28 protein-coding genes are annotated in these 22,207 nt (G+C 73.0%); 18 read left to right on the top strand and 10 right to left on the bottom strand.

The features are described from left to right. The first annotated feature begins 69 nt into the window (after positions 1-69). The 3 genes from OO60_RS02740 to OO60_RS02730 are packed head-to-tail and all read left to right on the top strand — an operon-like array spanning position 70 to position 2,415. Complete coding sequence (locus OO60_RS02740; RefSeq protein WP_004561975.1) at positions 70-504, top strand: NfeD family protein; 435 nt, start codon at positions 70-72, stop codon at positions 502-504. After that, entirely contained in the window at positions 501-989 is a 489-nt protein-coding gene (locus OO60_RS02735) for an SPFH domain-containing protein (RefSeq protein WP_004561976.1), read from the top strand. Before OO60_RS02740 ends, OO60_RS02735 begins: the two co-directional genes overlap by 4 nt. 16 nt (positions 990-1,005) lie before the next feature. Next, on the top strand, positions 1,006-2,415 hold the full coding sequence (locus tag OO60_RS02730) for an SPFH domain-containing protein (RefSeq protein WP_033260717.1): 1,410 nt from the start codon (positions 1,006-1,008) through the stop codon (positions 2,413-2,415). A gap of 84 nt (positions 2,416-2,499) precedes the next feature. On the opposite strand, the gene OO60_RS02725 is transcribed toward OO60_RS02730, so the two are convergent. Then, the gene (locus OO60_RS02725) at positions 2,500-3,837 is read right to left on the bottom strand and encodes an MFS transporter (protein ID WP_003091255.1); all 1,338 of its coding nucleotides are present in this window, start codon (positions 3,835-3,837) and stop codon (positions 2,500-2,502) included. Between the two features lie 148 nt (positions 3,838-3,985). Here OO60_RS02725 and OO60_RS02720 point away from each other — a divergent pair, with 148 nt between their 5' ends. The 7 genes from OO60_RS02720 to OO60_RS02690 all read left to right on the top strand — a co-directional run bounded on the left by OO60_RS02720 (position 3,986) and on the right by OO60_RS02690 (position 8,349). Continuing rightward, positions 3,986-4,303, top strand: a complete 318-nt coding sequence (locus OO60_RS02720) for a hypothetical protein (RefSeq protein ID WP_003091253.1) — start codon at positions 3,986-3,988, stop codon at positions 4,301-4,303. 40 nt (positions 4,304-4,343) lie between these two features. After that, complete coding sequence (locus tag OO60_RS02715; protein ID WP_003091245.1) at positions 4,344-4,967, top strand: acyl-CoA-like ligand-binding transcription factor; 624 nt, start codon at positions 4,344-4,346, stop codon at positions 4,965-4,967. 81 nt (positions 4,968-5,048) lie between these two features. Next, a complete protein-coding gene (locus tag OO60_RS02710) occupies positions 5,049-6,554 on the top strand; it encodes an FAD-dependent monooxygenase (RefSeq protein ID WP_003091244.1) in 1,506 nt (501 codons plus the stop codon). Between the two features lie 26 nt (positions 6,555-6,580). After that, the gene (locus OO60_RS02705) at positions 6,581-6,967 is read left to right on the top strand and encodes a VOC family protein (protein ID WP_003091243.1); all 387 of its coding nucleotides are present in this window, start codon (positions 6,581-6,583) and stop codon (positions 6,965-6,967) included. Next, the gene (locus OO60_RS02700) at positions 6,967-7,287 is read left to right on the top strand and encodes a metalloregulator ArsR/SmtB family transcription factor (RefSeq protein WP_003091241.1); all 321 of its coding nucleotides are present in this window, start codon (positions 6,967-6,969) and stop codon (positions 7,285-7,287) included. Before OO60_RS02705 ends, OO60_RS02700 begins: the two co-directional genes overlap by 1 nt. Next, entirely contained in the window at positions 7,284-7,760 is a 477-nt protein-coding gene (locus tag OO60_RS02695) for an SRPBCC family protein (RefSeq protein ID WP_003091239.1), read from the top strand. The genes OO60_RS02700 and OO60_RS02695 overlap by 4 nt, the downstream gene beginning before the upstream one ends. After that, positions 7,741-8,349, top strand: a complete 609-nt coding sequence (locus tag OO60_RS02690; protein WP_033260915.1) for a TetR/AcrR family transcriptional regulator — start codon at positions 7,741-7,743, stop codon at positions 8,347-8,349. The genes OO60_RS02695 and OO60_RS02690 overlap by 20 nt, the downstream gene beginning before the upstream one ends. On the opposite strand, the gene OO60_RS02685 is transcribed toward OO60_RS02690, so the two are convergent. Continuing rightward, positions 8,329-9,105: an SGNH/GDSL hydrolase family protein gene (locus tag OO60_RS02685; protein ID WP_205624197.1), complete on the bottom strand. Its 777-nt coding sequence runs from the start codon at positions 9,103-9,105 to the stop codon at positions 8,329-8,331. The genes OO60_RS02690 and OO60_RS02685 overlap by 21 nt on opposite strands. A 91-nt stretch (positions 9,106-9,196) precedes the next feature. Between OO60_RS02685 and OO60_RS02680 the strand changes: the two genes are divergently transcribed. After that, positions 9,197-9,856 (top strand): class I SAM-dependent methyltransferase, encoded by a 660-nt coding sequence (locus tag OO60_RS02680; RefSeq protein ID WP_003091231.1) that lies wholly within the window; start codon positions 9,197-9,199, stop codon positions 9,854-9,856. Here OO60_RS02680 and OO60_RS02675 read toward each other — a convergent pair. Further along, the gene (locus OO60_RS02675; protein WP_003091229.1) at positions 9,846-10,355 is read right to left on the bottom strand and encodes a CGNR zinc finger domain-containing protein; all 510 of its coding nucleotides are present in this window, start codon (positions 10,353-10,355) and stop codon (positions 9,846-9,848) included. The genes OO60_RS02680 and OO60_RS02675 overlap by 11 nt on opposite strands. A 25-nt stretch (positions 10,356-10,380) precedes the next feature. Between OO60_RS02675 and OO60_RS47045 the strand changes: the two genes are divergently transcribed. Beyond that, positions 10,381-10,545: a hypothetical protein gene (locus OO60_RS47045; RefSeq protein ID WP_003091228.1), complete on the top strand. Its 165-nt coding sequence runs from the start codon at positions 10,381-10,383 to the stop codon at positions 10,543-10,545. Between the two features lie 19 nt (positions 10,546-10,564). On the opposite strand, the gene OO60_RS02670 is transcribed toward OO60_RS47045, so the two are convergent. Both OO60_RS02670 and OO60_RS02665 read right to left on the bottom strand, forming a co-directional pair. After that, positions 10,565-10,921 (bottom strand): darcynin family protein, encoded by a 357-nt coding sequence (locus tag OO60_RS02670; RefSeq protein WP_003091226.1) that lies wholly within the window; start codon positions 10,919-10,921, stop codon positions 10,565-10,567. After that, the gene (locus tag OO60_RS02665) at positions 10,911-11,810 is read right to left on the bottom strand and encodes an NAD(P)H-binding protein (protein WP_003091224.1); all 900 of its coding nucleotides are present in this window, start codon (positions 11,808-11,810) and stop codon (positions 10,911-10,913) included. Before OO60_RS02665 ends, OO60_RS02670 begins: the two co-directional genes overlap by 11 nt. A 107-nt stretch (positions 11,811-11,917) precedes the next feature. Here OO60_RS02665 and OO60_RS02660 point away from each other — a divergent pair, with 107 nt between their 5' ends. Next, the gene (locus tag OO60_RS02660; RefSeq protein WP_003091223.1) at positions 11,918-12,838 is read left to right on the top strand and encodes a LysR substrate-binding domain-containing protein; all 921 of its coding nucleotides are present in this window, start codon (positions 11,918-11,920) and stop codon (positions 12,836-12,838) included. A gap of 5 nt (positions 12,839-12,843) precedes the next feature. On the opposite strand, the gene OO60_RS02655 is transcribed toward OO60_RS02660, so the two are convergent. Further along, positions 12,844-13,878 (bottom strand): site-specific integrase, encoded by a 1,035-nt coding sequence (locus OO60_RS02655; protein ID WP_003091221.1) that lies wholly within the window; start codon positions 13,876-13,878, stop codon positions 12,844-12,846. Positions 13,879-13,973: 95 nt separating this feature from the next. On the opposite strand from OO60_RS02655, the gene OO60_RS02650 reads away from it, so the two are divergent. After that, positions 13,974-14,318 (top strand): YciI family protein, encoded by a 345-nt coding sequence (locus OO60_RS02650; RefSeq protein ID WP_033260914.1) that lies wholly within the window; start codon positions 13,974-13,976, stop codon positions 14,316-14,318. Beyond that, the gene (locus tag OO60_RS02645) at positions 14,315-15,523 is read left to right on the top strand and encodes an RNA polymerase sigma factor (protein WP_003091218.1); all 1,209 of its coding nucleotides are present in this window, start codon (positions 14,315-14,317) and stop codon (positions 15,521-15,523) included. The genes OO60_RS02650 and OO60_RS02645 overlap by 4 nt, the downstream gene beginning before the upstream one ends. On the opposite strand, the gene OO60_RS02640 is transcribed toward OO60_RS02645, so the two are convergent. Continuing rightward, complete coding sequence (locus tag OO60_RS02640) at positions 15,496-18,213, bottom strand: P-loop NTPase fold protein (RefSeq protein WP_081655896.1); 2,718 nt, start codon at positions 18,211-18,213, stop codon at positions 15,496-15,498. The two genes, OO60_RS02645 and OO60_RS02640, sit on opposite strands and share 28 nt — an antisense overlap. A 216-nt stretch (positions 18,214-18,429) precedes the next feature. Between OO60_RS02640 and OO60_RS02635 the strand changes: the two genes are divergently transcribed. Genes OO60_RS02635 through OO60_RS02625 form a run of 3 tightly spaced genes read left to right on the top strand, consistent with a single transcriptional unit; the run spans position 18,430 to position 20,213 of the window. After that, positions 18,430-19,422, top strand: a complete 993-nt coding sequence (locus tag OO60_RS02635) for a coiled-coil domain-containing protein (protein WP_003091214.1) — start codon at positions 18,430-18,432, stop codon at positions 19,420-19,422. A 9-nt stretch (positions 19,423-19,431) separates the two neighbouring features. After that, complete coding sequence (locus OO60_RS02630) at positions 19,432-19,782, top strand: ArsR/SmtB family transcription factor (RefSeq protein ID WP_063749371.1); 351 nt, start codon at positions 19,432-19,434, stop codon at positions 19,780-19,782. After that, entirely contained in the window at positions 19,779-20,213 is a 435-nt protein-coding gene (locus tag OO60_RS02625) for an SRPBCC family protein (RefSeq protein ID WP_003091211.1), read from the top strand. Before OO60_RS02630 ends, OO60_RS02625 begins: the two co-directional genes overlap by 4 nt. Before the next feature lie 4 nt (positions 20,214-20,217). Here the strand turns inward: OO60_RS02625 and OO60_RS02620 are convergent, their stop codons facing one another. The 3 genes from OO60_RS02620 to OO60_RS02610 are packed head-to-tail and all read right to left on the bottom strand — an operon-like array spanning position 20,218 to position 22,171. Continuing rightward, a complete protein-coding gene (locus OO60_RS02620; protein ID WP_033260715.1) occupies positions 20,218-20,946 on the bottom strand; it encodes an SDR family NAD(P)-dependent oxidoreductase in 729 nt (242 codons plus the stop codon). Continuing rightward, positions 20,943-21,581: a VC0807 family protein gene (locus OO60_RS46885; RefSeq protein ID WP_003065699.1), complete on the bottom strand. Its 639-nt coding sequence runs from the start codon at positions 21,579-21,581 to the stop codon at positions 20,943-20,945. Before OO60_RS46885 ends, OO60_RS02620 begins: the two co-directional genes overlap by 4 nt. Next, positions 21,578-22,171: a TetR/AcrR family transcriptional regulator gene (locus tag OO60_RS02610; protein WP_033260714.1), complete on the bottom strand. Its 594-nt coding sequence runs from the start codon at positions 22,169-22,171 to the stop codon at positions 21,578-21,580. Before OO60_RS02610 ends, OO60_RS46885 begins: the two co-directional genes overlap by 4 nt. Positions 22,172-22,207: the final 36 nt, after the last annotated feature.

The following is a 22,207-nucleotide window of genomic DNA, read 5'->3' as shown; positions in this document are numbered from 1 at the left end:
AAGGTCACGCGTGGGTCACGTCCCGTCACTGTGCCGGTGCGAACCGGCGCGATCTGAGAGCATGAAGCCATGGCTTGGGCACTGGTCTGGTTGATCGTCGGCATCGCCCTGATGATCGCCGAAGTCGTCTCCGGCGACTTCGTGCTGATCATGCTGGGCGTCGCCGCGCTGTTCGGCGCGGGTGCCGAAGTGCTCACCGGGAACCTGCTCATCGACGTCGCCGTGTTCGCGGTCGCCTCGGTCGGCATGCTCCTGCTGGTCCGGCCCACCCTCAAGCGGCGCCTGCTGTCCGGGCCGGCCCACCACACCGGCATCGACGCGCTGATCGGCGCCCGCGCCGTCGTCGTGTCCACAGTGGACGCCGAGGCGGGCCGGGTGAAACTGGGCGGCGACGTCTGGTCGGCCCGCAGCATGGGGGACCACCTCCCGCCCATCCAGCCGGGCACCTCGGTCACCGTCGTCGAGATCTCCGGCGCCACCGCCGTCGTGTCGGCCGAGCCGTGAGCCTCGGACTCGTCATCGTCGGCGACGGCCACGCCGCGGTGATCGAACGCGGCGGCCGGTTCCGCACCGTGCTCGGCCCCGGCCGCCACTTCGTGCTCCCGTTCGCCGACCGGGTCCGGGCCCGCGTCGATCTCGGCGAGCAGATCCTCTCGGCCCCGCCCCGCCCGGTCGAGGCCGGCGACGGGCGGGAGGTCCTCATCGGCTTCGAGGTCACCTTCGCGGTGACCGACCCGCGGCTGGCCGCCTACGGGATCGCGAACCCGGCGCTCGCGATCGAGCAGCTCACCCGGACCGCGTTGCGGCAGGAAGCCGGCCTGACCACGGCCGAGCGCGCCGTCACCGCGCCGGGCGACCTGCACCGTACAGTGTGGACGGTCCTGCACGACACCACCGGCCGCTGGGGCATCACCGCGAAGGACCTCAAGCTCGCGGTGCTCCCGCCCGCGGCACCCGAGACGCCGTCAACCGCGCAAGAATGGTACTAGGTAAGGGGAAATTCTCTTGACCGGATTTGTGATCGGCCTGGTCATCGCGCTGGCCTTGCTCGTGATCATCACGATAGCCAAGGCGGTCATGGTGGTCCCGCAGGCGCAGTCGGCCGTGATCGAGCGGCTCGGCCGGTTCCGCACGGTCGCCTCGCCCGGCCTCAACATCCTCGTGCCGTTCCTGGACAAGGTGCGCGCCCGGATCGACCTGCGCGAGCAGGTCGTCTCGTTCCCGCCGCAGCCGGTGATCACCGAAGACAACCTGACGGTGTCGATCGACACGGTCGTGTACTTCCAGGTGACCGATTCGCGCGCCGCGGTGTACGAGATCTCCAACTACATCGTCGGTGTCGAGCAGCTGACCACCACCACGCTGCGCAACGTGGTCGGTGGCATGAGCCTCGAGCAGACCCTGACCTCCCGCGACTCCATCAACAGCCAGCTGCGTGGCGTGCTCGACGAAGCCACCGGCCGCTGGGGCATCCGCGTGGCCCGCGTCGAGCTGAAGGCGATCGACCCGCCGCCGTCCATCCAGGACTCGATGGAGAAGCAGATGCGCGCCGACCGCGAGAAGCGCGCGATGATCCTCACCGCGGAAGGCCAGCGGGAGTCGGCGATCAAGACCGCGGAAGGCCAGAAGCAGAGCCAGATCCTCTCGGCCGAAGGTGCCCGCCAGGCCACCATCCTCGCCGCCGAAGCCGAGCGGCAGTCCCGCATCCTGCGGGCCCAGGGTGAGCGGGCCGCGCGCTACCTGCAGGCGCAGGGCCAGGCGAAGGCGATCGAGAAGGTGTTCGCCGCGATCAAGGCCGGCCGCCCGACCCCGGAGGTGCTGGCCTACCAGTACCTGCAGACGCTGCCGCAGATGGCCCAGGGCGACGCCAACAAGGTCTGGATGATCCCCAGCGACTACGGCAAGGCCCTCGAAGGCTTCGCCCGCGCGCTCGGCGCCCCCGGCGACGACGGCGTGTTCCGCTACGAGCCGCCGAAGGACGACGACGTCCCGGACAAGCCCGACCTCGAAGACGACGAGGTCTCCAGCTGGTTCGAAACCAAGAGCGACCCGAAGGTCGCCGAGGCCGTCGCGGCCGCGGAAGCGGTGGCGCGCAAGGAGGTCCCGGCGATCGGGGCGCCCTCGTCGCCGCCCGCGCGGCCCTCGATCCCGCGCCCGGCCCAGCAGGCCGAGCCGGAGGCGGACGAGGACCGCGGCACGGAAGCCGTGCCGCCGCCGCAGCAGCCGTCGACCCCGAAGAGCGGCCAGCCCGCGCTGCCGCAGCCGCAGCCCCCGGCCGGCCCGCCTCCGGGCGGCCAGTACCAGGGCCCGCCGCCGCAGGCCCCGCCGCCGGGCCAGTTCGGCGGCCCGCAGCAGCAGAACCCGGGCAGCGGACCGTTCCCGCAGCAGCCCCCGTTCGGCGGCCCCCGCCGCTGAGCAATCTGCCGCAGCTCGTCGTGAGTGAGAAACAGTGTTCTAACCCTGTTTCTCACTCACGACTGCCGCGGCAGGCTCGGGTGGTCAGGTGCGCTGGTAGACGGTCACGTCGTCGATGTCGGCCTTCGAGCGGTCCTTCAGGAAGATCACGCACAGCACGGTGACCACCGCCGACAGGATGATGTAACCGGAGATCGCGTACGGCGTCCCGGTCGTGTGCAGCAGCCACGTCGCCAGCAGCGGCGCCGGCCCGCCCGCGAACACCGACGCCAGCTGGTAGCCGAGCCCGGCGCCGCCGTAGCGCAGGTGCGTCGGGAAGCTCTCGCCGATCAGCGCCGCCTGCGGCCCGTACTGCAGCGCGTGCGGGACGAACGACACGACGACCGCGACGAACACCAGCGCGTGGCTGCCGTGCGCCAGGATCGTGAAGTACGGGAACGCGATCAGCCCCGTCAGCACCGCCCCGCACAGGTAGACCCGCTTGCGGCCGAAGGTGTCCGACAGCGACGAGAACAGCGGGATCAGCGCCAGTTCGCACGCGGCGCCGACGAGGACCGCGTTGAGCACGAAGGTCTTGCTGAACTCGTGCCGCGACACGACGTAGATCAGCACGTAGCTGGTGAACAGGTAGAACGGCATCTGCTCGCTGAACCGGACGCCGGCCGAGAGCAGGATTTCCCGCCAGTGGTGCCGGATCGCGTCGAGCACCGGGGTGCGGGCGGTCTGCCGGTTCTCGACGAGCTTCGCGAACATCGGCGTCTCGAGGATCTTCAGCCGGATCACCAGGCCGACCGCGACCAGCACCAGGCTGAGCAGGAACGGGATCCGCCAGCCCCAGGAGTCGAACGCGTCGGGGGACAGGGTCGCCGACAGCAGCGTCATCCCGCCGGTGCCCAGCACCAGCCCGACCGGGACGCCGATCTGCGCGAAACTGCCGAGCAGCCCGCGTTTGCGCTGGTCACCCCACTCCATCGCGAGCAGCACCGAGCCGCTCCACTCACCGCCGATGGCGATGCCCTGCACCAGCCGCAGCAGCACCAGGATCAGCGGGGCGGCGATCCCGATCGCCGACGTCCCGGGCAGCATCCCGACCACCCCGGAGGAGATGCCCATCAGCAGCAGCGTGACGATCAGCGTCGCCTTCCGCCCGATCCGGTCGCCCCAGTGCCCGAAGACGGCCGCCCCGACCGGTCGCGCGGCGAACCCGACCGCGTAGGTGGCGAACGACTGCATGGCTCCCGCGTACGCGCTCGACGCGGGGAAGAACAGGTGCGGGAAGACCAGCGCCGCCGCGGTGTTGTAGAGGAAGAAGTCGTACCACTCGATGGTCGTGCCGATGGCGCTCGCCAGCGCCGCCCGCCGTACTTGCACTCTGCTGTCGGGCGCCACCTTGTGAGTGACGCCGTTGTCGCCCAGAACCATCTCGCAACACCTCCGGTGACCGATGTCACACAACAGTGTGACGCGCGTCGACGGTTTCGGCGATCGATGACGCGGTTCTCGTCCGGTCGGTGACGAACCGCCGGAAAAATCGGGCGCGCGCGGCGAGCTGGGTCTTTACTCTCGGGGCATGCCGCGCCGGATCATGTACCTCCAGCTCAAGACGGGCTACGACACCGACCGGGGTCCGTCGTGGATCGCCTGGGTGCGGTTCTCCAAGACGTGGCGGACCGCGTACGTCCACGGCCGCGAACTGCGCCGGTGGCCGGGGCTGTACGACGCCAACTTCGTCGACGTGGACACCGGCGACGAGTTCTGGCTGTCCGGCCCGAAACGCGACCGCACCGACGGCCGCTACAGCAGCGCCCAGCCCGTCGTCGACGGCGACGCAGCTGCCGGCTACGCGGCCTTCCTCCGCGGCGCACCCGCCACCAAACTTGCCGACTAGGCAACTTTGCAGATTCGGCAAAGTTCGGTACGGTGAGGTCATGGACAGCGACCGCGCCGGCCTTCGGGAGCGCAAGAAGCGCGAAACGCGCATCGCGCTGAGCTGGGCGGCGATCCGGCTCACCGTCGAGCGCGGGTTCGACAACGTCCGGATCGAGGACATCGCGGCCGAAGCCGGGGTGTCCACCCGGACCTTCAGCAACTACTTCGGCAGCAAGGGCGAAGCCATCGTCGCCCGCGAGCACGACCGGGCCCGGGCGATCGCCGCCGCGTTGCGTGAACGGCCGGCCGGGGAACCGATCTGGGAAGCCATCACCCAGGCCGCGCTCGAGGGGTTCGCGCTCGGCGAGCCGATGCCCGAGAAGCAGGTGTCCGATCAGGCGTGGGTGGCCGGGTTGCGGCTGATGATCGCCGAACCCGCGCTGCAGGGCGAGTTCCAGAAGGCGGGTTTGGCCGTCAGGGCCGAGCTCGAGCTCGTCGTCGCGGAACGCACCGGCACCGATGCCGGCCGGGACGTCTACCCGCGGCTCGTCGCCGGTGTCGTCGGGGCCGCGCTCAACGTCGTCACCCAGCAGTGGCTCGGCGCCGAGCCGTCGCAGTCGCTGGAAAGCATCCTGCGGGACGTGTTCGGCCGGCTCGCCGCCGGCCTGCCCGCCCCGCGCTAGACCCTCGCCGCAGCAGGCCCGCGCTGGTGCCCGGGCTTCTTCGGCGTGCCCATTTTCCCTGCCACCACAAGGAGTTCCGCCATGGAAGACGTCGTCATCGCCGGCGCCGGCCCCAACGGCCTCATGCTCGCCTGCGAACTCGCCCTCGCCGGGATCCGCCCGCTGGTCCTGGAACGGCTGCCCGAGCCGACCACCGAAAACCGCGCCAACGGCCTCGTCGGCCAGGTCGTGCGCCTCCTCGACCGCCGCGGCCTGCACGAGCGGCTGGCCGGCCCGATCGGCCCGCCGGTGCCGGCGTTCGTCTTCGGCGGGATGCGGCTCGACCTCACCCTCACCGACCCGAACCCGCTGCACATCCTCGGCGTGCCACAGCGGCGGGTCGAGGCGATGCTCAACGAACGCGCGGCCGAACTCGGCGTCGAGGTCCGCCGCGGCCACGAACTCACCGGCCTGACCCAGGACGCCGACGCGGTCACCCTCGAAGTCGCCGGCCCCGACGGGCCCTACCGGCTGCGGACCCGCTACCACGTCGGCGCCGACGGCGGCCGCAGCGTCACCCGCAAACTCGCCGGCATCGACTTCCCCGGCGTCACCGAAGACCGCACGATCTCCATCTCCGCGAACGCCACCGTGCCCGCGGAGTTCGCCGACCCCGGGTCCGGCGGCCTGCGCGTCCCCGGCCACGGCGTCATCCCGCCGTTCTTCCACTACCGCACCGAAACGGGCCTCTTCGTCTACGCGCCCTTCCCGGCCGGCACGCTGCTCAGCACCATGGAACAGGCCGACGGCGAAGAACCCGGCGACGAGCCGCCGATGACCCTCGACGACCTGCGCGCGAGCATCGAGCGGGTCCTCGGGTTCGCCCTGCCGGTCGAGCCGCCGTCCGGCGACGGACCGCACCTGCTGCGACGGCTGCGCGGGCGCAACACACGCCTGGCCGCCAAGTTCCGCGAAGGCCGCGTGCTGCTGGTCGGCGACGCCGCCCACGTCCACTCGGCGATCGGCGGTCCCGGGCTGAACCTGGGCCTGCAGGACGCCGCCGGCCTCGGCTGGAAGCTCGCCGCCACCCTGCACGGCTGGGCGCCCGCGGGCCTGCTCGACACCTACGAGCGCGAACGCCGTCCGGTCGCCGAGCGCGTCGTCATGCACACCCAGGCGCAAGCCGTGCTGGTCGCGCCGGGCCGGGACGTCACCGCGCTGCGCGAGCTGTTCGGCGAGCTGCTGCAGCTGCCCGGGACGGTGCAGCACATCGCGGACCTCATGTCCGGCGCCGACGTCCGGTACGAGGCGGCCACCGGCCACCCGCTGGACGGCCGCTGGACCCCCGACGTCGTGCCGGCCGAGCTGACCCGCACGGCCCGGCCGCTGCTGGTGGACTCCACCGGCTCGCTCGGCGACGAACTGCGTGGCTGGAGCGACCGGGTCGACCTCGTCCCCGGCACGGCGCAGGAGGGCGTGACCGCGCTGCTGATCCGGCCGGACGGGTACGTGGCCTGGGCGACCGGCTCGGCCGCACCGGACGACGCGGACCGCAAAGCCCTGCGGGCCGCCCTCGAACGCTGGTTCGGCGACCCGGTTGACGCGTAGGAGATTTCCTACGTAATGTCGGCGGCATGACGATCACCCACGTGCAGTTCCTGACCCTGCCGGTCGCCGACCACGCCCGCGCGCGGGACTTCTACGTCGGCAAGCTCGGCTTCGAAGCGCTCGTCGACCGCCGGACGCCCGAGGGCGGCCGGTTCGTGCTGGTCGCGCCGAAGGGCGCGAAGACCGGCGTGGTCCTCACCGACCAGCCGGTCACCGGTGCCGGTGGTGGACCGCAGCACTTCCAGCTGCAGTCCACCGACCTCGACGCCGACGTCGCCGCGCTGCGGGCGGCCGGGGTCGAGGTCGCCGACCCGCAGGTGCGGCCGTGGGGCCGCGCGACGTCGTTCCGGGACGTCGACGGCCATACGCTCGGCCTGCTGGAGCCGTCGGACTTCGGCGCCGTGCCGCGCTGATGCCGGTCAACGACGACGTCTTCGCCGCCTTGGCCAGCCCGGCGCGGCGGGAGGTGCTGCGGCTGCTGCTCGACGGCCCGATGGCCGCCGGCGCGATCGCCGAGCGGTTCGCGATGGCCCGGCCCAGCCTTTCGGAACACCTGCGGGTGCTGCGCGAGGCGGGCCTGGTCACCGAGCAGCGCCAGGGTCGCAACCGCCTCTACCGGCTGGACGCGGCCCCGCTGGAAGAGGTTGCGGACTGGCTGACCCCGTACGAGCGCTTCTGGCGCACCAAGCTCGCCAGCCTGCGCGACCTGCTGGACGAGGAGGAGGACTGGTGACCGACGACGACCCGGCCGCGGTGCACGTCGACCAGTTCCTCGCCCACCCGCCGGCCAAGGTGTGGCGTGCCCTGACCGAACCGGACCTGCTCGAACGGTGGCTCGGTATGCCCAACGACATCACACCCGTGGTGGGGCATCGGTTCGAGCTGCTGGCCGAGCCGGTGCCGGCGGCCGGGTTCGCCGGCAGCCCGGTGGCGTGCGAGGTCCTCGAGGTCGAGCCCGAGCGCAGGCTCGGCATCCGCTGGGGTCCGCAGTGGACGGTCACCTGGCGGCTCGAACCGGAGGGCACCGGCACCCGCTTGTTCCTCAGCCACGAAGGGTTCGACCCGGATGACGAGTTCCAGCGCGTTTCGCGGCGGATCATGGGCGCCGGCTGGCGCTCCCACGTGCCGCGGGCCTTGGCCCGGTTGCTGGACACGCTGCCCGGGCCGCCCCCGTTACGATCGGGTGGTGACCCCCGCCGCCGCTGATCCCGATGCGTCGAAACCACTGCGCGCCGACGCCCGGCGCAACCGGGCGCGTGTGCTGGAGGCGGCCGAGAGCGTCTTCGCCGCCAAGGGCACCGGGGCTCCCACCGAGGAGGTCGCGCGCGTTGCCGGCGTCGGCATTGGCACGGTGTTCCGGCACTTCCCGACGAAGGAGGCGCTGCTGGAAGCGGTGCTCTTCGCGCGGCTGCGCCGGTTCGTCGACGAGGCCGAAGCGGCCGTCGCGGCGGAGTCCGCGGACCCGGGCGCCGCGTTCTTCGCCTTCCTCACCAGCTGGGTGGAGATGTCGAGCGCGAAGAACGCCTACTTCGAAGCCCTCACCGCGGCCGGGGTGACGGTTCCGGTGGCGAAGTCCGACATCGGCGCGCGCCTGATGTCGGCGCTGGGCGTGCTGCTGTCACGGGCGCAGGAGGCCGGTGCGGTCCGCGGCGACCTCGTCGTCGGCGAGCTCATCCCAGTGATCATCGGCGTCGCGCGGGCCGCCGAGTACGCCGGCCCGGACGCGTCCCTGCGCGACCGGGCCGTGGCGATCCTGTTCGACGGCCTCCGCCCGTCAGCGCGGCAGCGGCGCTGAGTCCACCGGCGCGAGAACCGGGCGTTTCGCGGTGAGCGTGTCGCCGGAGGACTCGCCCCGCAGCCGGCGCCGCACCCACGGCAGCGCGTGCTCCTGCGCCCACTTGAGGTTCTGGCTGCGGCGCGCGGCCGGGCTGAGCACCTCGCGCGGCCCCAGTTCGGTGGCGGTCAGCGGGTGTTCGACGCCGAGCGCGGCCAGCACCGCGATGGCGACCTCGGTGTGGCCGTAAGGGTTGAGGTGCAGGCGGTCCGGCGCCCACAGCCGCCGGTCGCGCAGCTGCCGCATGGCCCACATGTCCACCAGCAGGGCGCCGTGGCGGACGGCGATGGCCCGCACGAACTCGTTGTAGATGGCGACCCGGCCGCGCATCTTGCGGAACAGCGCGTCCTCGACCCCGTCGACCCCGGTGAACAGCACCAGCCGGGCCCCGGTCCCGCGGATCTTCGCGACGGCGGCTTCGTAGTCGGCCATCAGCCCGTCGATGTCGACCTTGGGCCGCATCAGGTCGTTGCCCCCGGCGTAGAGGGTGACGAGGTCGGGGGCCATGGCCAGCGCGGGCTCGAGCTGCTCGCCGAGGATCTGCGGCATCAGCTTGCCCCGGATCGCGAGGTTGGCGTACCGGAAGCCGGGCTCGCGCGCGGCGAGCTGCTCGGCCACGCGATCGGCCCAGCCACGCACCCCGTTCGGGGCGGCGGGGTCGTCGTCACCGACGCCTTCGGTGAACGAGTCCCCCAAAGTCACTAAGCGCTTGCTCATGTGTCCAGTGTAGGCAGCGCCCGGAAGCCGCCGGTTCCGCCCGGCGCAAAATCCGTGGACCGCCGCGCCGCCAGGCCGGTACACGGGAAAGGTGACCGACTACGACGCGATCGCCGACTGGTACGAAACCACCTTCGTCCCCACCTGGCACGAGGATCCGCTGGAGTTCGGGACGGCCCTGCGCGAACTCCTCGGCCCCGGCACGGGACCCTGCCTCGAGCTCGGCTGCGGCACCGGCGCCCACGCCGGGCGGATCCGGGACCCCGGCCGCACGCCGCTCGGGGTCGACGTCTCCGCCGGGATGCTGCGGCACGCCGCCGCGCGGCTGCCGGTCGCGCGGGGTGATGCCACGGCACTGCCGATCGCCTCCGGGGTGCTGCCCGCCGTCGTCGCGATCATGGTCCACACCGACATGCCCGCCTACCCGGCCGCGCTGCGCGAAGCGGCCCGTGTCCTGGCACCGGGCGGGGTGTTCGTGCACGTCGGGGTGCACCCGTGCTTCTGCGGCGGGTTCGCCGACCGCTCCGACAGCCGGGCCGTCGTCATCCGGCCCGGTTACCGGGAGCCCGGCTGGACGATGGAGTCGTGGAGCGACCAGGGCCTGCGGGACAAGGTCGGTGCCACCCACCTGCCGCTGCCGGCCCTCCTGGGCGCGGTCGTCGAGGCGGGCCTGGTGTTCGAGCGGTTCGCCGAGGGCGGCGCACCGACGCCGACGGTCCTGGCCTGGCGGGCGCGAAAGCCTAGGCGCTGACCTGCCGCGCCCGGTGCTCGGCTACGTGCACCCGCGTCGCACAGCGCGTCGAGCAGAACCGGCGGCGGCCGTTGCGCGAGACGTCGACGTACGCCGTTTCGCAGCCTTCGCGGCTGCAGATGCCCAAGCGGTCCGGAGCCTCGCACACCAGGTGCGCCAGGCCGCCCGCGGTGTACGCGCGGACCCGGCCCACCGGCCCCGCGTCCGCCGCCGAGTAGTGCAGGTGGGGCGGCTTGCCGTCGTGAGTGGTGATGTACGGCCGGCAAGCCGCTTCCGCCAGCAGGGTGTTGACCAGGTCCGGCCGGTCCGCCGGGTCGGCGGCGAACACCGGCCGCAGGTGGTCCGCCCAGGCGCCGATCCGGGCGGCTTCGCCGTCGGTCAGGGCCGGGATGGACATGCCGTTGCGGACCATGCCGTCGAGGAGCTCGCTCGCCGACCCGGCGTTGACCAGGTCGGCGGCCACGAGCGCGGCCGGCCCGCCGTAAGGGTTGAAGTGCACTGAAGCATTACAGCACGATCGGGGCATGGATCGGAACCGTTGCCCCCGCTGCGGCTGGCCGCTCGCCGAACTCACCGCGACGCGGCCCGTCACCCACCGGCTCGACTACGTGCGCTGCGTCTGCGGCAGCTGGCTCGCCCGCCTCGACGGCGAAGTCGTCGGCGCCACCCGCGCCCGGCTGACCCCGTGAGGCGGGCGGCGCCGGTTCGTCAGGTGGCGATGGTGGCCACCGGCTCCACGCCGTAGGTGCGCGCGTAGCCGTTTTCGGTGCCGACCAGCAGGTCCACGACGTCGAAGTAGCGGTCCCAGAACGGGGTTTCGCGCAGCGCGTCGATCAGCAGCCGGTAGGCCTCGTGGTCATCGGCCTCCCAGACCCAGACGTCGGTGACCCGCGCGGAGTAGAACTCCGTGTCGTAGAACCGGGAGCGGACGCCGTGGGTGCGGGCCTCGATCACCGGGACGACCTGGGTGGTGAACGCGTGGACGCGTTCGGCGACGGTCAGCGCCAGCCACTCGGGTGTGGTCTTGACCAGCATGAACGCGGTGACCGGAGCCTCAGCGGACATCGACGGCCTCCTCGGCGACCAGCGGCTTCAGGACATCCCGGCACCACTGCGCGAAGCCGGTGCCCGTGCGCGGGCTCTGTTCGTGACCCGAGTCCAGGCCCTGGTCCTTGGCGCGTTTCATCTCGACCATGCCTTCGACGAACGTCGCGTCGAGGCCGTAGCCGAGCATGGTGGACCGCAGCTCGTCGAGCGATTCGCGCTCGTAGCGGACCGGACGGCCCAGCTCCTCGGTCATGATGCGGGCGAGGTCCTCGGGCGAGAGGTCCTGCGGGCCGAGCACCGGAACGCTGCCGGTGCCGGACCACGAGCGGTCCAGCAGCAGCCCGGCCGCGGTCGCGGCGATGTCGGCGACGGCCACCAGCGGCGCCTTCCGGTCGGCGGCGACGGTGTCGGTGAAGACGCCGCGGTCCCGGATCGAGTCGGCTTCGTCCAGCAGGTTGTCGTAGAAGGACGGGCAGGCCAGCGCGCGGTAGGCGACGCCGGAGCCGGCGATGAGGTCGTCCACGGCCAGTGACGCGGTGACCAGCCCGGCTCGCCCGGCGAGCGGGGTGCCGCGGCCGAGCGCCGAGACGCCGACCACGTGGCCGACGCCGTGGGTGGCGAACGCCCGCACGGCCGGGCGGGTGAAGCCGCGGTACGCCTGGTCGGGCGGGACCGAGCCGTCCGGCGGCACGAGCCAGAAGACGGCGTCGGCCCCGGCGAAGGCGCGGTCGGCGGTCTCGGCGTCGCCGTGCGAGCCGGTGACGACCTCCACCCGGTCGCGGACGGCGCCGGGCAGCCGGGCGGGGTCGCGGACCACGACCCGCAGTTCTTCGCCGGGGACGGCCTCGATCAGCAGTGACAGCAGCCGCCGGCCGATGTTCCCGGTGGGGGCGGTGATGACGATCATGAAAACCTCGGTCTGGGTCGGATCGGTTTGACCCCTTCAGCGTGCTGATCCCGACCGCATTGCCACAATGGGAACTTCCGCATCCAATCATTGCCTGGAACGGAACAATGCCGGTGAGCACCCTCGATGCCAACCTGGCGGTCGCCCTCGACGCCCTGCTGACCGAGCAGAGCGTCACGCGGGCGGCCGCGCGGCTGCAGACCTCGCCCGCGGCGATGAGCCGCACCCTCGCCCGGCTGCGCCGGGTGCTGCAGGACCCGCTGCTGGTGCGGGCCGGGCAGGCGATGGTGCCGACCCCGCGCGCCGAGGCGCTGCGGGAGGAGGCCGCCGCGGTGGTCCGCCGGCTGGAAACGCTCCTCGCCCCGGGCGGCGGGATCGACCCCGCGGCCCTGCGGCGCACCTTCACCGTCCAGACCTCCGACCTGCTCGGCGCCGCGCTGGCGCCGGGGCTGCTGGAGCTGGCCCGCCGTGAGGCACCGGGGGTGTCCCTGCGGGTGCTGGCCGAGGAGTGGGAAGCCGGGCCCGCGTTGCGCGAAGGCCGGGTCGACCTGGAGATCGGGGCGATCGACCACGTCGACCCGGAAACCCGGGTGGAGGACCTGGTCGAGCTGCGCATGATGGCGGGTGTCCGGGCCGGGCACCCCCTTGACGGCGAAACCCTGACCGCCGGCGGACTGGCCGCGGCCGAGCACGTGGCCGTCAGCCGCAAAGGCCGTTTCACCGGGCCGCTGGACGCGGCACTGGCCGAGCACGGCCTCGACCGGCGGGTCAGCGTGGTGCTGCCCGCCCACCTGGCGGCGATGGCGCTGGCCGCGGCCGGCGACGTGGTGTGCCTGGTCCCGGCCGAGCGGCCGGGCGAGCCCCCGTCACCCCTCGCGGCCGCGGCGCGCGGCATGGGCCTGCGCCTGCTGGACATCCCGCTGCCGCTGCCGCCGCTGGTGATCGGCATGGCGTGGCACCCGCGCCACACCGCCGACGGCGGGCACCAGTGGCTGCGCGGTGCCGTGCGCCGGGTACTCCGCCCCTGACCGGTTCAGAGGTCGAGTGCGCCCGCGGCGTTGTCGTTCCACTGGTCGACGCGGCGGATGTACTCGTACAGCGCGCGGCTGCCGCGCACCCAGCGGCCCTGGTCGGCGATCGCCAGGTCGTCGGCACCGGCCCGGCGGGCCTCGGTGGCGAACCCGGACCGCAGGGAGTGCCCGGTCACCGGGTAGGGCAGGCCCGCGCGGACGCCCGCCCGGGTGAGGATCTGGTTGACGCCGGTGGTGGTCAGCGCGGGCACGCCGACGTTGCCGTGCCGGTCGACGCGGCGGAACGCCGGTCCCTCGGTGATCCCGGCGCCGGCCCGCCACGCGTGCCACGCCCGCACGGGGTCGGTGTCGGGGCTCTCGCGCCGCGGGACGACCATGTCGCCGGTGCTCTTGCCGTGCCGGACGGTCACCGCCAGGCCCCGGTCCTCGACCGGCTGCACGTCGGTGACCAGCAGGTTCGCCAGGTCGGAGCAGCGGGCGGCGATCGGGAAGCCGATCAGCAGCATCGCCCGGTCGCGGGCGCCGGCGAGGGTGTCCGGGCACGCGCGCGACATCGCCCGCAGGTCGGCGAGGGTGACCATGGTGGCCTTGCCGCGGCCGCGCTGGATCCCCTCCCTGGCCAGCCGCTGCCGGTAGCCCTTCAGCGCCCGCCACGCCGCGCGGCTCGCCTCCGGATCGACGACGACCCGGTGGTGGCGCAGCCCGGCGAGCGCCCCGGTGAGGCGCCGCTCGATCGTGGACGGCGCCGCCGGGGCGGCCCGCTCGGGCACCTCGGGCACCGCGCGTTCGGCCGGCCGCAGCGTGCGTCCCCGTTCCAGCCAGACGACGAACCCGGTCAGCGCGCCGATCGACGCCGACAGCGGCGGAATCCCGGCTTCGGCGGTGTAGTCCTGCCACACCTGCCAGTCCTGGGCGTAGGCCTTGAGCGTGTTCGGCGGCCGCTGCTCGTCGACGTGCCGGGCGGCCGCGGCGTCCAGCAGCGCCAGCCGGTCCTGCGGGCCGAGCGCGGCGTCGATCACCGGTTCCAGGTCGGGCACGCGCCGAGGTTACGGGAAAATCCCGGCAGCGAGTGTCGATCCGCGCCGGGCCCGTTCGTGTCAGCGGTGACGGCACCCGATCCGAGGAGGACGACGTGAAGCAGTACCTGCTCAGCATCTACCAGCCCGACGGCCCGACCCCGGCGCCGGAGGTGCTCGACGGCATCGCCCGGCAGCTCGACGCGCTCAACGCCGACCTCGAGGCGGCCGGGGCCTGGGTGTTCGCCGGTGGCCTGCACCCGCCGTCGACCGCGACCGTGCTGCGGGCCGGCGACAGCGGCACCCTCGTCACCGACGGGCCCTACGCCGAGGGCAAGGAGCACCTCGGCGGGTTCACCATCATCACCGCGCCCGACCTCGACGCCGCCCTCGCCTGGGGCGGCCGGCTCGCCGACGCGGTCGCGCCGCTGCCGGTCGAGGTGCGGCCGTTCCGCGGATGAGCGTCGAGGCGGTGTTCGCCGCCGAGTACGGCCGGGCCGTGTCGGTGCTCGTGCGGGTCTTCGGCGACATCGACATCGCCGAAGAAGCCGTGCAGGACGCCTTCGCCGAGGCGGTCCGGCGGTGGCCGTCGGCCGGGCTGCCGCCGAGCCCGGCCGGGTGGATCATCACCACCGCCCGCAACCGGGCCGTCGACCGCCTGCGCCGCGAGGCCGCCCGGACGGACAAGCACGCCCAGGCCGCCCTGCTGCACGCCACTCTTTCGCCTGCCGAGCCCGTGGCGGAGGGCGCCGTGCCCGACGAACGGCTCCGGCTGATCTTCACCTGCTGCCACCCGGCACTGGCCCGGCCGGCGCAGGTCGCGCTGACGTTGCGGCTGCTCGGCGGCCTGACCACCACGGAGATCGCGGCGGCGTTCCTGGTCGACGAGCCGACGATGGCCCAGCGGATCGTCCGCGCGAAGCACAAGATCCGCGACGCCGGCATCCCGTACCGCGTCCCGCGCGACGCCGACCTGCCCGCACGGCTGGCCGCGGTGCTCGGTGTGCTGTACCTGATCTTCAACGAGGGCTACACGGCCAGCGCGGGGGAGAACCTGGTCCGCGACGAGCTGTGCCGCGAGGCGATCCGGCTCACCCGCGCCCTGGCCGGCCTGATGCCCGGCGAACCCGAGGTGCAGGGACTGCTGGCGCTGATGCTGCTCATCCAGTCGCGCCGCGCCGCCCGCACCACCGCCGGCGGTGCATTGGTCCTGCTGGCCGACCAGGACCGCGCCCGGTGGGACACCGACCTGATCGCCGAGGGCCAGGACATCGTCCGCGGCTGCCTGCGCCGCAACCAGCCGGGCCCGTACCAGATCCAGGCGGCGATCCAGGCCGTCCACAGCGACCCGCCCACCGACTGGTCCCAGGTCAAAGCGCTCTACGACCAGCTGCTGGCGGTGACGCCGACGCCGGTGGTGGCCCTGAACCGGGCGGTCGCGGTCGCCGAAGTCGACGGCCCGGCGGCGGCATTGGCGCTGGTCGAAAAGCTGGACCTGCCCCGCTTCCCGCTGTTCCACGCGATCCGCGCGGACCTGCTGGCGCGCCTGGGCCGGTCCGCCGATGCGGCGGCCGCGTACACGGCGGCGATCGAGCTGACCGGCAACGCCGCCGAACGCGATCTCCTGCGCAGCAAGCTTCAGGGCGTGGCGGGGGCGAGCACGTAGGAGAACCGGCGCACGCGCGGCGCCCAGGTCTGGAACACGCTGATGTCGGGCAGCGTGATCGACGGTGCGAGGTCGGCCAGGCTGCGGTGCAGGTGGGCCCAGTGCGCGACCTCGGCGACCGGGATCGGGCCGACGGCGTCGCTGTGCCACCGCTCGTCGCGCTCGACCGGCTGCAGGTCCGCCACGAAGTCGGCCCACGGGGTCCGGGGCGCGCGCCGGAGCAGGGCGTCGGCGAAGCGGCCGAGCAGGCGCCCGTGCGCGGTGCACGTCCCGAGCAGCACGACCACGGCCTCGAACTCGCCGTCGAGGAAGGCGGACGCGGCCGAGAGGTCCCGCGTCGCCCGCAGCATGCGGTAGAGGTTGATCAGGCGTTTCGCGTCCCGGGGTGTGTCGACCAGCCCGTCCAGGCGGGCCAGCAGGGCGATCTCGGGTTCGGTCAGCGGACGCGGTTTCGCCGGCGGCTCGGCCGGGTCCAGCTGCGCGGCCACCTGCGAGCCGGGCTCCACCGGCAGGTCGGTGACCGGCCGGTCCCAGGTGGCAGGCGATTCCGGGGCCCGGTCCCGCTCCGGTTGCGGCGCGGGTTCCGGTTCGGGGCCGGCCGGCGGTTCGGCCAGCCCGTCCAGCAGCCGCCGGAGACTGCCGGCCGGCATCCGGGGGAGGACCAGCGGGATGTTGAGGATCTTCTCGAGGTAGTCCTCGGGCGTCACGTGCCACCCGTCGGCCCGCACGACGGGGTCGGCTTCGATCAGCCGGTCGTAGTGCGTGCTCAGCGACCGCAGCAGCCAGCGCGGGTCGACCCCGACGACCACCACGAACAGGTCGAACGCGAGCAGCAGGTGCACCGCCTGCAGCACGTCGACGACCTGGCCGGGACTGCAGCGGTCGAGGTCGTCGATGTAGAGCACGATCCGGTCCAGCGGCCGGGTCCCGTCGTCGTCACCGGCGGTCATCAGCGCGACGAGCTTCTCGAAGTCCTTGCGGATGGTGGAGATCAGGCCCAGGTTGCCGTGGTAGTCGTCGGTGCGGGACCGCTCGGCGAGGAAGGCGTAGAGCCGTCGCCCGGGTGTCAGCTCGGCGAGCTGACGGCCCAGCTCGCCGATCCGGTCGACGACCTCGGCCAGCTGCCGTTCGGCGATCTGCTGCTCGGCGTCGGCCTGCCGCAGGGCGGCGAACTCCCGGCGCGTGGTGTCGTCGAGGCCGTCCTGCAGGTCTTCGGCGAGGACCCGCAGCCGCCGCAGCCCGCCGGCGGCCAGGCGCACCAGCGTGAGCCCCGTGGCCAGGAGGGCCCCGGCCACGGCCCCGACGCCGATCAGCCAGCTGCGGACGTCCGGCACGAACGCGGTGAGAGCCACGCCCGCCAGCAGCACGATCCCGGCGACCACCAGCGCGGTCCGGCCGTGGCGGTAGCGCGAGATCCGGCTCAGCTCCTCGGCTTCGTCGCGCGTTTCGCGGAGTTCACCGGCCAGCAGGCGGCCCTGCTCTGCCACGTCGGCGACGCCGAGCTTGCGCCACACCTCGGCGTACTGCTCCCGCAGCGTCGGGGACCTCCCCAGCGCCCGGACCAGGTCGAGGGCCCGGGTCCGGCGGCTGCTGCGTGCTTCGCCGATCTTGAGCTTGAGGGCGGCGGCTTCGGCCTGGGCGCGCTCGGTGACCGCGGTCAGCTGTTTGCGCTGTTCCAGTTCGCCGGCCAGCCGGTCGCGCAGCCGGGCGCGTTCGCGCAGCAGGGCTTGGTGTTCGTCGTCCGGTTCGCCCGGTTGCCGGACCGGCTCGGCGAGCTGGCGGAAGATCTCGTCCCCGAGGCTGGCCCAGAGGTTCGCGTCGGCGTAGTGCCAGGCGTTGAACCCGACCTGGGCGATCTTCCGGCACTGGCCGGGCCCGCCTTCGAGGGCTTTGACCTGGCCGCGCAGCATGCCCATGAAGAAGCTCTTCCCGGCGCCCCACTCGCCGAACACCCCGATCGACAGCGGCAGCGGCGTGTCCTTCGCGGCGATCACCGTGGCCAGCATGGAGACGTAGGGCCGGACGCCGAGGTGGTCACGGGTCAGCGGGATGCATTCGTTCGGGTCGACGAGGTCCTTGTCCAGCCCGCCGGCGAGCTCCTCCGCCGGTCTCGGGAAGCGGGTGGCCCACCACCGTTCCGCGATGGTGTTCACCTGGTCATCGCGGAGGGAGAAGAAGATCACCTTGCGGACCATGGTGTGCGCAGCGAGCGCCCCTTCGATCAGGGCGTCGGCCGCGACCTGGGGCGGCATGCCTAGCTGGCCGGTGGCGAACAGCGGCAGCGCAATGGATGTCGCCCCGGAGCCTGCCGCGGCGAGGATCGCGCACTTCGCGGCGGTGGCGATCGCCTGAGGGGTCGCCGAATTGAGCTCGTCCGGGGCGTGGGGCGTCGCCAGCACGGCTAGGTACACCTGCAGTTGTTCGTTGTGTTCGGTCAGGGGGAGCACGGCCGGGGCGCCGGGCTTGACCTGGCTTAGCGAGACCGAATCCCAGTCCGTGTCGGGAAACTCCTCCTGCATGGCGGCGGCGAGCTGCCCGAACCCCGCTCCGACGGAGACCGCCAGTGCATCCACCGGGAGCTCCCAGGGTCGATGGGTCAGCGCGACGCTGTAGGTCACGCCGCCGAAGGTCTGCAGCGGCGTGATCACCTGGGGGCGCGGGGAGGGGTGCACAGTTTCAGACTCGCCCATCCACCCTCCGTTGTTACGCCGGGGTCGTCCTGGGTGTTCTGAGTTGGGATATGTGACCTTATCCGAACTCAAGCTCGTGGTCTTTAATCTTCTGATTTTGAACAGTTGTTTCTAGTTCTGATCAGAAGCTTTGATAGGGTCCTGTTCATGACGGAAGACGCAGGTCAGGCACGGGTTTGCGAGTACCGGAGGTGTGGGGCGGCGCTACCGCCGGCGGTGGGGCGGGGAAGCCGGGCGCGGTTCTGCCAGGACGGGAAGACCTGGGGGCGCCGGAACCTCAGCTGCCGCGACGCCGAAGCCGTGCTCTCGGACGCCGAGTCGCTGCGGGAGAGCGACACCGAACTGGACGACACGGCCGTCACGGCGCTGGCCGGCCAGGTCGACCGGGTGCTGGAACCGGCCCGCGGGCTCGTCGAAACCCTCACGACCCTGCGCCACCAGCTCGAAGCGACCACCGCGGCGGCCCTCGCCGAACGGGACGCCGCTCTCGCCGAGGCTGACGAACACCGGCTGCAGCGCGGCCGCGCCGACGCCGAAGCCGCTCAGGCCCGGGATGCCGCCGAGACGGCCACCGCCGCGGCGGCCGCGGCCGAGAAGGACAAGGCCGCCGCCCTCCGGGAGCGGGACGAAGAGCGGGCCGCCCGGCGGGCCGCGGTTCAGGAGCAGCAGCGGGCCGAGGGGCAGCTGGCGGCCGTGCGGGACGAACTCGCCCGCGTCGCCGATCGGGCCGATGCCTCCGCGGCCCTCGCCGGTGAACGTGCCGCGGTGATCGCCACCCTGACCGCCGAACTGGGCGCCGCCCGGAGCGCGATCGAAGAGGAACGCGGCCGCGGTCACGCCGCCGCGGCGCGCGCGGAGGCCGCCGAGATCCGCGCCGACGCCGTCCAGGAACGGTTCGACACCGCTCGCGACGACCATGCCCGGGCTGTCGCGGCGCGGGAGGCCGCGCTCGAGCGGGTCCGTGCCGACGCCGAGCACCGGCAGGGGCAGTTCGACCAGCGGCTGGCCGACCTGCAGGCGAGCCACGAGCACACCGTCCGGTCGATGCACGAAACCACGACGAACCTCGGCGCCGAACTGCGTGCCGCGCTGAGCCGGGCCGACGCCGCCGAACGAGAACTCGCCGGTCTGCACACCGCCCTGCGCGACACCCCCGAGCTCCCCGAAATACTTAAGCAGTTACTTGACCGATCGCCGGAGCGGAGTTAACTTAAGTAAGTGCTTAACCATGAGGAGTCACTGGACCTGGTGTTCCGCGCACTGGGCGACCGGACGCGGCGGGCGCTGGTGGAGCGGCTCGTGCGCGGCCCGGCGTCGGTCAGTGAACTGGCCGAGCCGCTGACCATGTCGCTCGCCGCCGTCGTCCAGCACCTGCAGGTGCTGGAGACCGCCGGGATCGTGCGGTCGGAGAAGGTCGGCCGCGTCCGCACCTGCCGGATCGAACCGGCGGCGCTGCGCGCCGGCGAGCAGTGGCTGGGGCGCCAGCGCACCACGTGGGAGAGCAAGCTCGACCGGCTCGGCGACTTCCTCGCCGAGCCGCCCGGAACGTCGGAAGGGAGCACGTCATGACCGTCCTGCACAGCACGTTCAGCCTGGAGCGCACCTACCCCGTGCCGCCGGAGCGGGTGTTCGCCGCCTGGGCCGACCCGGCGGCGAAGGAACGCTGGTTCGTTTCCGCGGGTGCGCACGAACTGGACTTCCGCGTCGGGGGCCGGGAAACCGTCGACGGCCGCACCCCCGAGGGCGGCGCGCTGACCTTCGTCGCGACCTTCCACGACATCGTGCCGGAGCAGCGGATCGTCTTCTCCGGCACGCTCTCCGGCGACGGCACGCTCGCGACCGTCTCGACCACGACCGTGGAGCTGTTCGGGGAAGGGGACGGCACGCGGCTGGTGCTCACCGAGCAGGACACCTTCCTCGACGGCGCCGAGAAGCCGGAGTGGCGCGAGCAGGGCACCGGCGAGTGGCTCGACCGGCTCGGCGACGAACTGAAGGCGTGACGGGTCACTCCGCCGCGAGCGCCACCTCGGGTGCCGGGACCACGGTCGCGGGCTGTCCGGCTTGGACCGTCCACACCTGCCCGGTGCCGGGGCCGGCCAGCACGGTCTCGACCGCGGCGGCGACCGCGCCGGGATCGGCCAGGCGCAGGCCCCGCTCCCGCAGCACCCGCCGATACGGGGCGAGGGCGGGGGTGTCGGCCAGTCCCGGGCACAGGGCGTTGAGCCGGATCCCGGCGGCGGCCAGCGCCGGGGCGGCCGAGCGGGCCAGGCCGACCAGCGCGTGCTTGCTGGTGGCGTAGAACAGGTCCGGTGATCCGCTCAGCCCGGCGATGCTGGCCATCACGACGATGGAGCCGTGGCGCTGTCGCCGCAGCGGGGCCAGGCAGGCGTGCAGCCCGTAGACCACGCCGTCGAGGTTGGTGCGCAGCGTGTCGCGGTAGCGCTCGACGGTGAAGTCGGCCAGCCCGCAGCGGCCGGGGACGCCGGCGTTGAGCACGACGTTGTCGAGCCGCCCGAAGGCTTCGACGGTGGCGTCGACCGCGCGGGTGTTGTCGGCCGGTACACCGACGTCCGCGCGGACGAACAGGCCGCCGACCTCGGCGGCGACGGCCTCGCCCGCGGCCGGGTCGCGATCGGCGATCACGACCCGGCCGCCGCGGCGGCCGAACCGGCGGGCGGTCGCCGCGCCGATCCCGCTCGCGCCGCCGGTGATCAGCGTGACCGGGCCGGTCACCGGGCCGCCGTCACGGGGGTGAGCTGCACGCCGTCCAGCCGCAGCCCGTGGCGGCGGAGGAAGGCGCGGCCGAGGACGCGCTGGCCGAGGACGAGGGCGGCGAGGGTCACCACGAGCAGGGCCAGTTCGGCGCCGGGCACCGCGTCGACCGGCAGGGCCAGCACGATCACCGCCCGCAGCGCCGCGTCGAGCAGGCACGCCGCCGCCCAGAGCGCGCTGCACAGGCGCAGCAGGCGCCGGAACGGCGGGTGCTCGTCCCAGTTGCGGCACCAGGTGCGCTGGTTGTCCCGGTCGAGGACCGTCTTCGCCGCCTCGTACAGGAACGGGCGCCGGGCCCACACCGTGACCAGGAGGAACACCCCGAGTGCCGCCATCAGCACCACGCCGCGCAGCAGCAGCGCGCGGGGGCTGCCGCTGATGAAGGACCCGGCCACGGTCACCGCCATGGCGCCGAGCACGAACCAGCGCACGCCGCCGATCCGCTGCCCGGCCGCCAGGGCACGCAGTCCGGTCACGACCGGGATGGCCGCCCCGGCGAGCAGGGCGAACAGTTGGTCCACGCCCGCGGCGCGCAGCCCGTAGAACAGGGCCAGTGGTGCCAGTACGTCGACGAGGACGCCGTTGAACCGCCTCACCGGGCCACCGCCCGGGTGAACGTCGTGACGGCTTCGCGGGCGTAGGCGCCGAAGTCGAAGTCGGCTTCGTCCCGCATCCGCCGGGCGGCACCGTCGACGGCGCCGCGGATCAGCACGGCCATCGACCGGACGTCGAAGTCGCGGAATTCGCCGCTGGTCTGACCCTGGCCGAGGAGTTTCTCCAGGCTCTGCACGCTGACTTCCTGGGCGCCGGCGGAGGTGTAGGGCTTGCCGGCCGCGGTGCGCAGGTGCGGGCCGATCTCGGTCAGGGCCGCCATGTCGGCGGGGTGTTCGCGCAGGAATTCCAGGTTGGCTTCGAGGTAGGCCCGCACCTTGCCGGTCGCGGTGGCCTCGGCTTCCACCCGCTCGTTGATGAACGCCGCACCGGCGGTGAAGACGTGCATCAGGATCTCGTGGATCAGGTCGTCCTTGTCGGCGAAGTGGTAGGAGATCATGCGCGGGCCGCTCAGCCCGGCCTTTTCGGTGATCCGCGCGAAGGACGCTTTCGCGTACCCCACCTCCGCGATCGTGTCGATCGCCGCCCGCATGATCTGCGCCCGCCGCGCCTCGTTGGTGAACGTCCGCCCCATGGCCCCTCCCCGGGATTTTATCTGATTAGATAAAAG

This window comes from Amycolatopsis vancoresmycina (assembly GCF_000716785.1).
GTDB classification, from domain to species: Bacteria; Actinomycetota; Actinomycetes; order Mycobacteriales; family Pseudonocardiaceae; genus Amycolatopsis; species Amycolatopsis vancoresmycina.
This window is presented reverse-complemented; position numbering and strand designations above follow the sequence as displayed.

What these genes read in the sequence shown, in the direction of transcription:
- OO60_RS02610 (WP_033260714.1), bottom strand. Translation starts at nt 22,171, where the DNA reads ATGGGGCGGACGTTCACCAACGAGGCGCGGCGGGCGCAGATCATGCGG.
- OO60_RS02625 (WP_003091211.1), top strand. Translation starts at nt 19,779, where the DNA reads ATGACCGTCCTGCACAGCACGTTCAGCCTGGAGCGCACCTACCCCGTG.
- OO60_RS02665 (WP_003091224.1), bottom strand. Translation starts at nt 11,810, where the DNA reads ATGATCGTCATCACCGCCCCCACCGGGAACATCGGCCGGCGGCTGCTG.
- OO60_RS02705 (WP_003091243.1), top strand. Translation starts at nt 6,581, where the DNA reads ATGACGATCACCCACGTGCAGTTCCTGACCCTGCCGGTCGCCGACCAC.
- OO60_RS02700 (WP_003091241.1), top strand. Translation starts at nt 6,967, where the DNA reads ATGCCGGTCAACGACGACGTCTTCGCCGCCTTGGCCAGCCCGGCGCGG.
- OO60_RS02725 (WP_003091255.1), bottom strand. Translation starts at nt 3,837, where the DNA reads ATGGTTCTGGGCGACAACGGCGTCACTCACAAGGTGGCGCCCGACAGC.
- OO60_RS02640 (WP_081655896.1), bottom strand. Translation starts at nt 18,213, where the DNA reads ATGGGCGAGTCTGAAACTGTGCACCCCTCCCCGCGCCCCCAGGTGATC.
- OO60_RS02670 (WP_003091226.1), bottom strand. Translation starts at nt 10,921, where the DNA reads ATGTCCGCTGAGGCTCCGGTCACCGCGTTCATGCTGGTCAAGACCACA.
- OO60_RS02740 (WP_004561975.1), top strand. Translation starts at nt 70, where the DNA reads ATGGCTTGGGCACTGGTCTGGTTGATCGTCGGCATCGCCCTGATGATC.
- OO60_RS02645 (WP_003091218.1), top strand. Translation starts at nt 14,315, where the DNA reads ATGAGCGTCGAGGCGGTGTTCGCCGCCGAGTACGGCCGGGCCGTGTCG.
- OO60_RS47045 (WP_003091228.1), top strand. Translation starts at nt 10,381, where the DNA reads ATGGATCGGAACCGTTGCCCCCGCTGCGGCTGGCCGCTCGCCGAACTC.
- OO60_RS02720 (WP_003091253.1), top strand. Translation starts at nt 3,986, where the DNA reads ATGCCGCGCCGGATCATGTACCTCCAGCTCAAGACGGGCTACGACACC.
- OO60_RS02660 (WP_003091223.1), top strand. Translation starts at nt 11,918, where the DNA reads ATGCCGGTGAGCACCCTCGATGCCAACCTGGCGGTCGCCCTCGACGCC.
- OO60_RS02710 (WP_003091244.1), top strand. Translation starts at nt 5,049, where the DNA reads ATGGAAGACGTCGTCATCGCCGGCGCCGGCCCCAACGGCCTCATGCTC.
- OO60_RS02685 (WP_205624197.1), bottom strand. Translation starts at nt 9,105, where the DNA reads ATGAGCAAGCGCTTAGTGACTTTGGGGGACTCGTTCACCGAAGGCGTC.
- OO60_RS02715 (WP_003091245.1), top strand. Translation starts at nt 4,344, where the DNA reads ATGGACAGCGACCGCGCCGGCCTTCGGGAGCGCAAGAAGCGCGAAACG.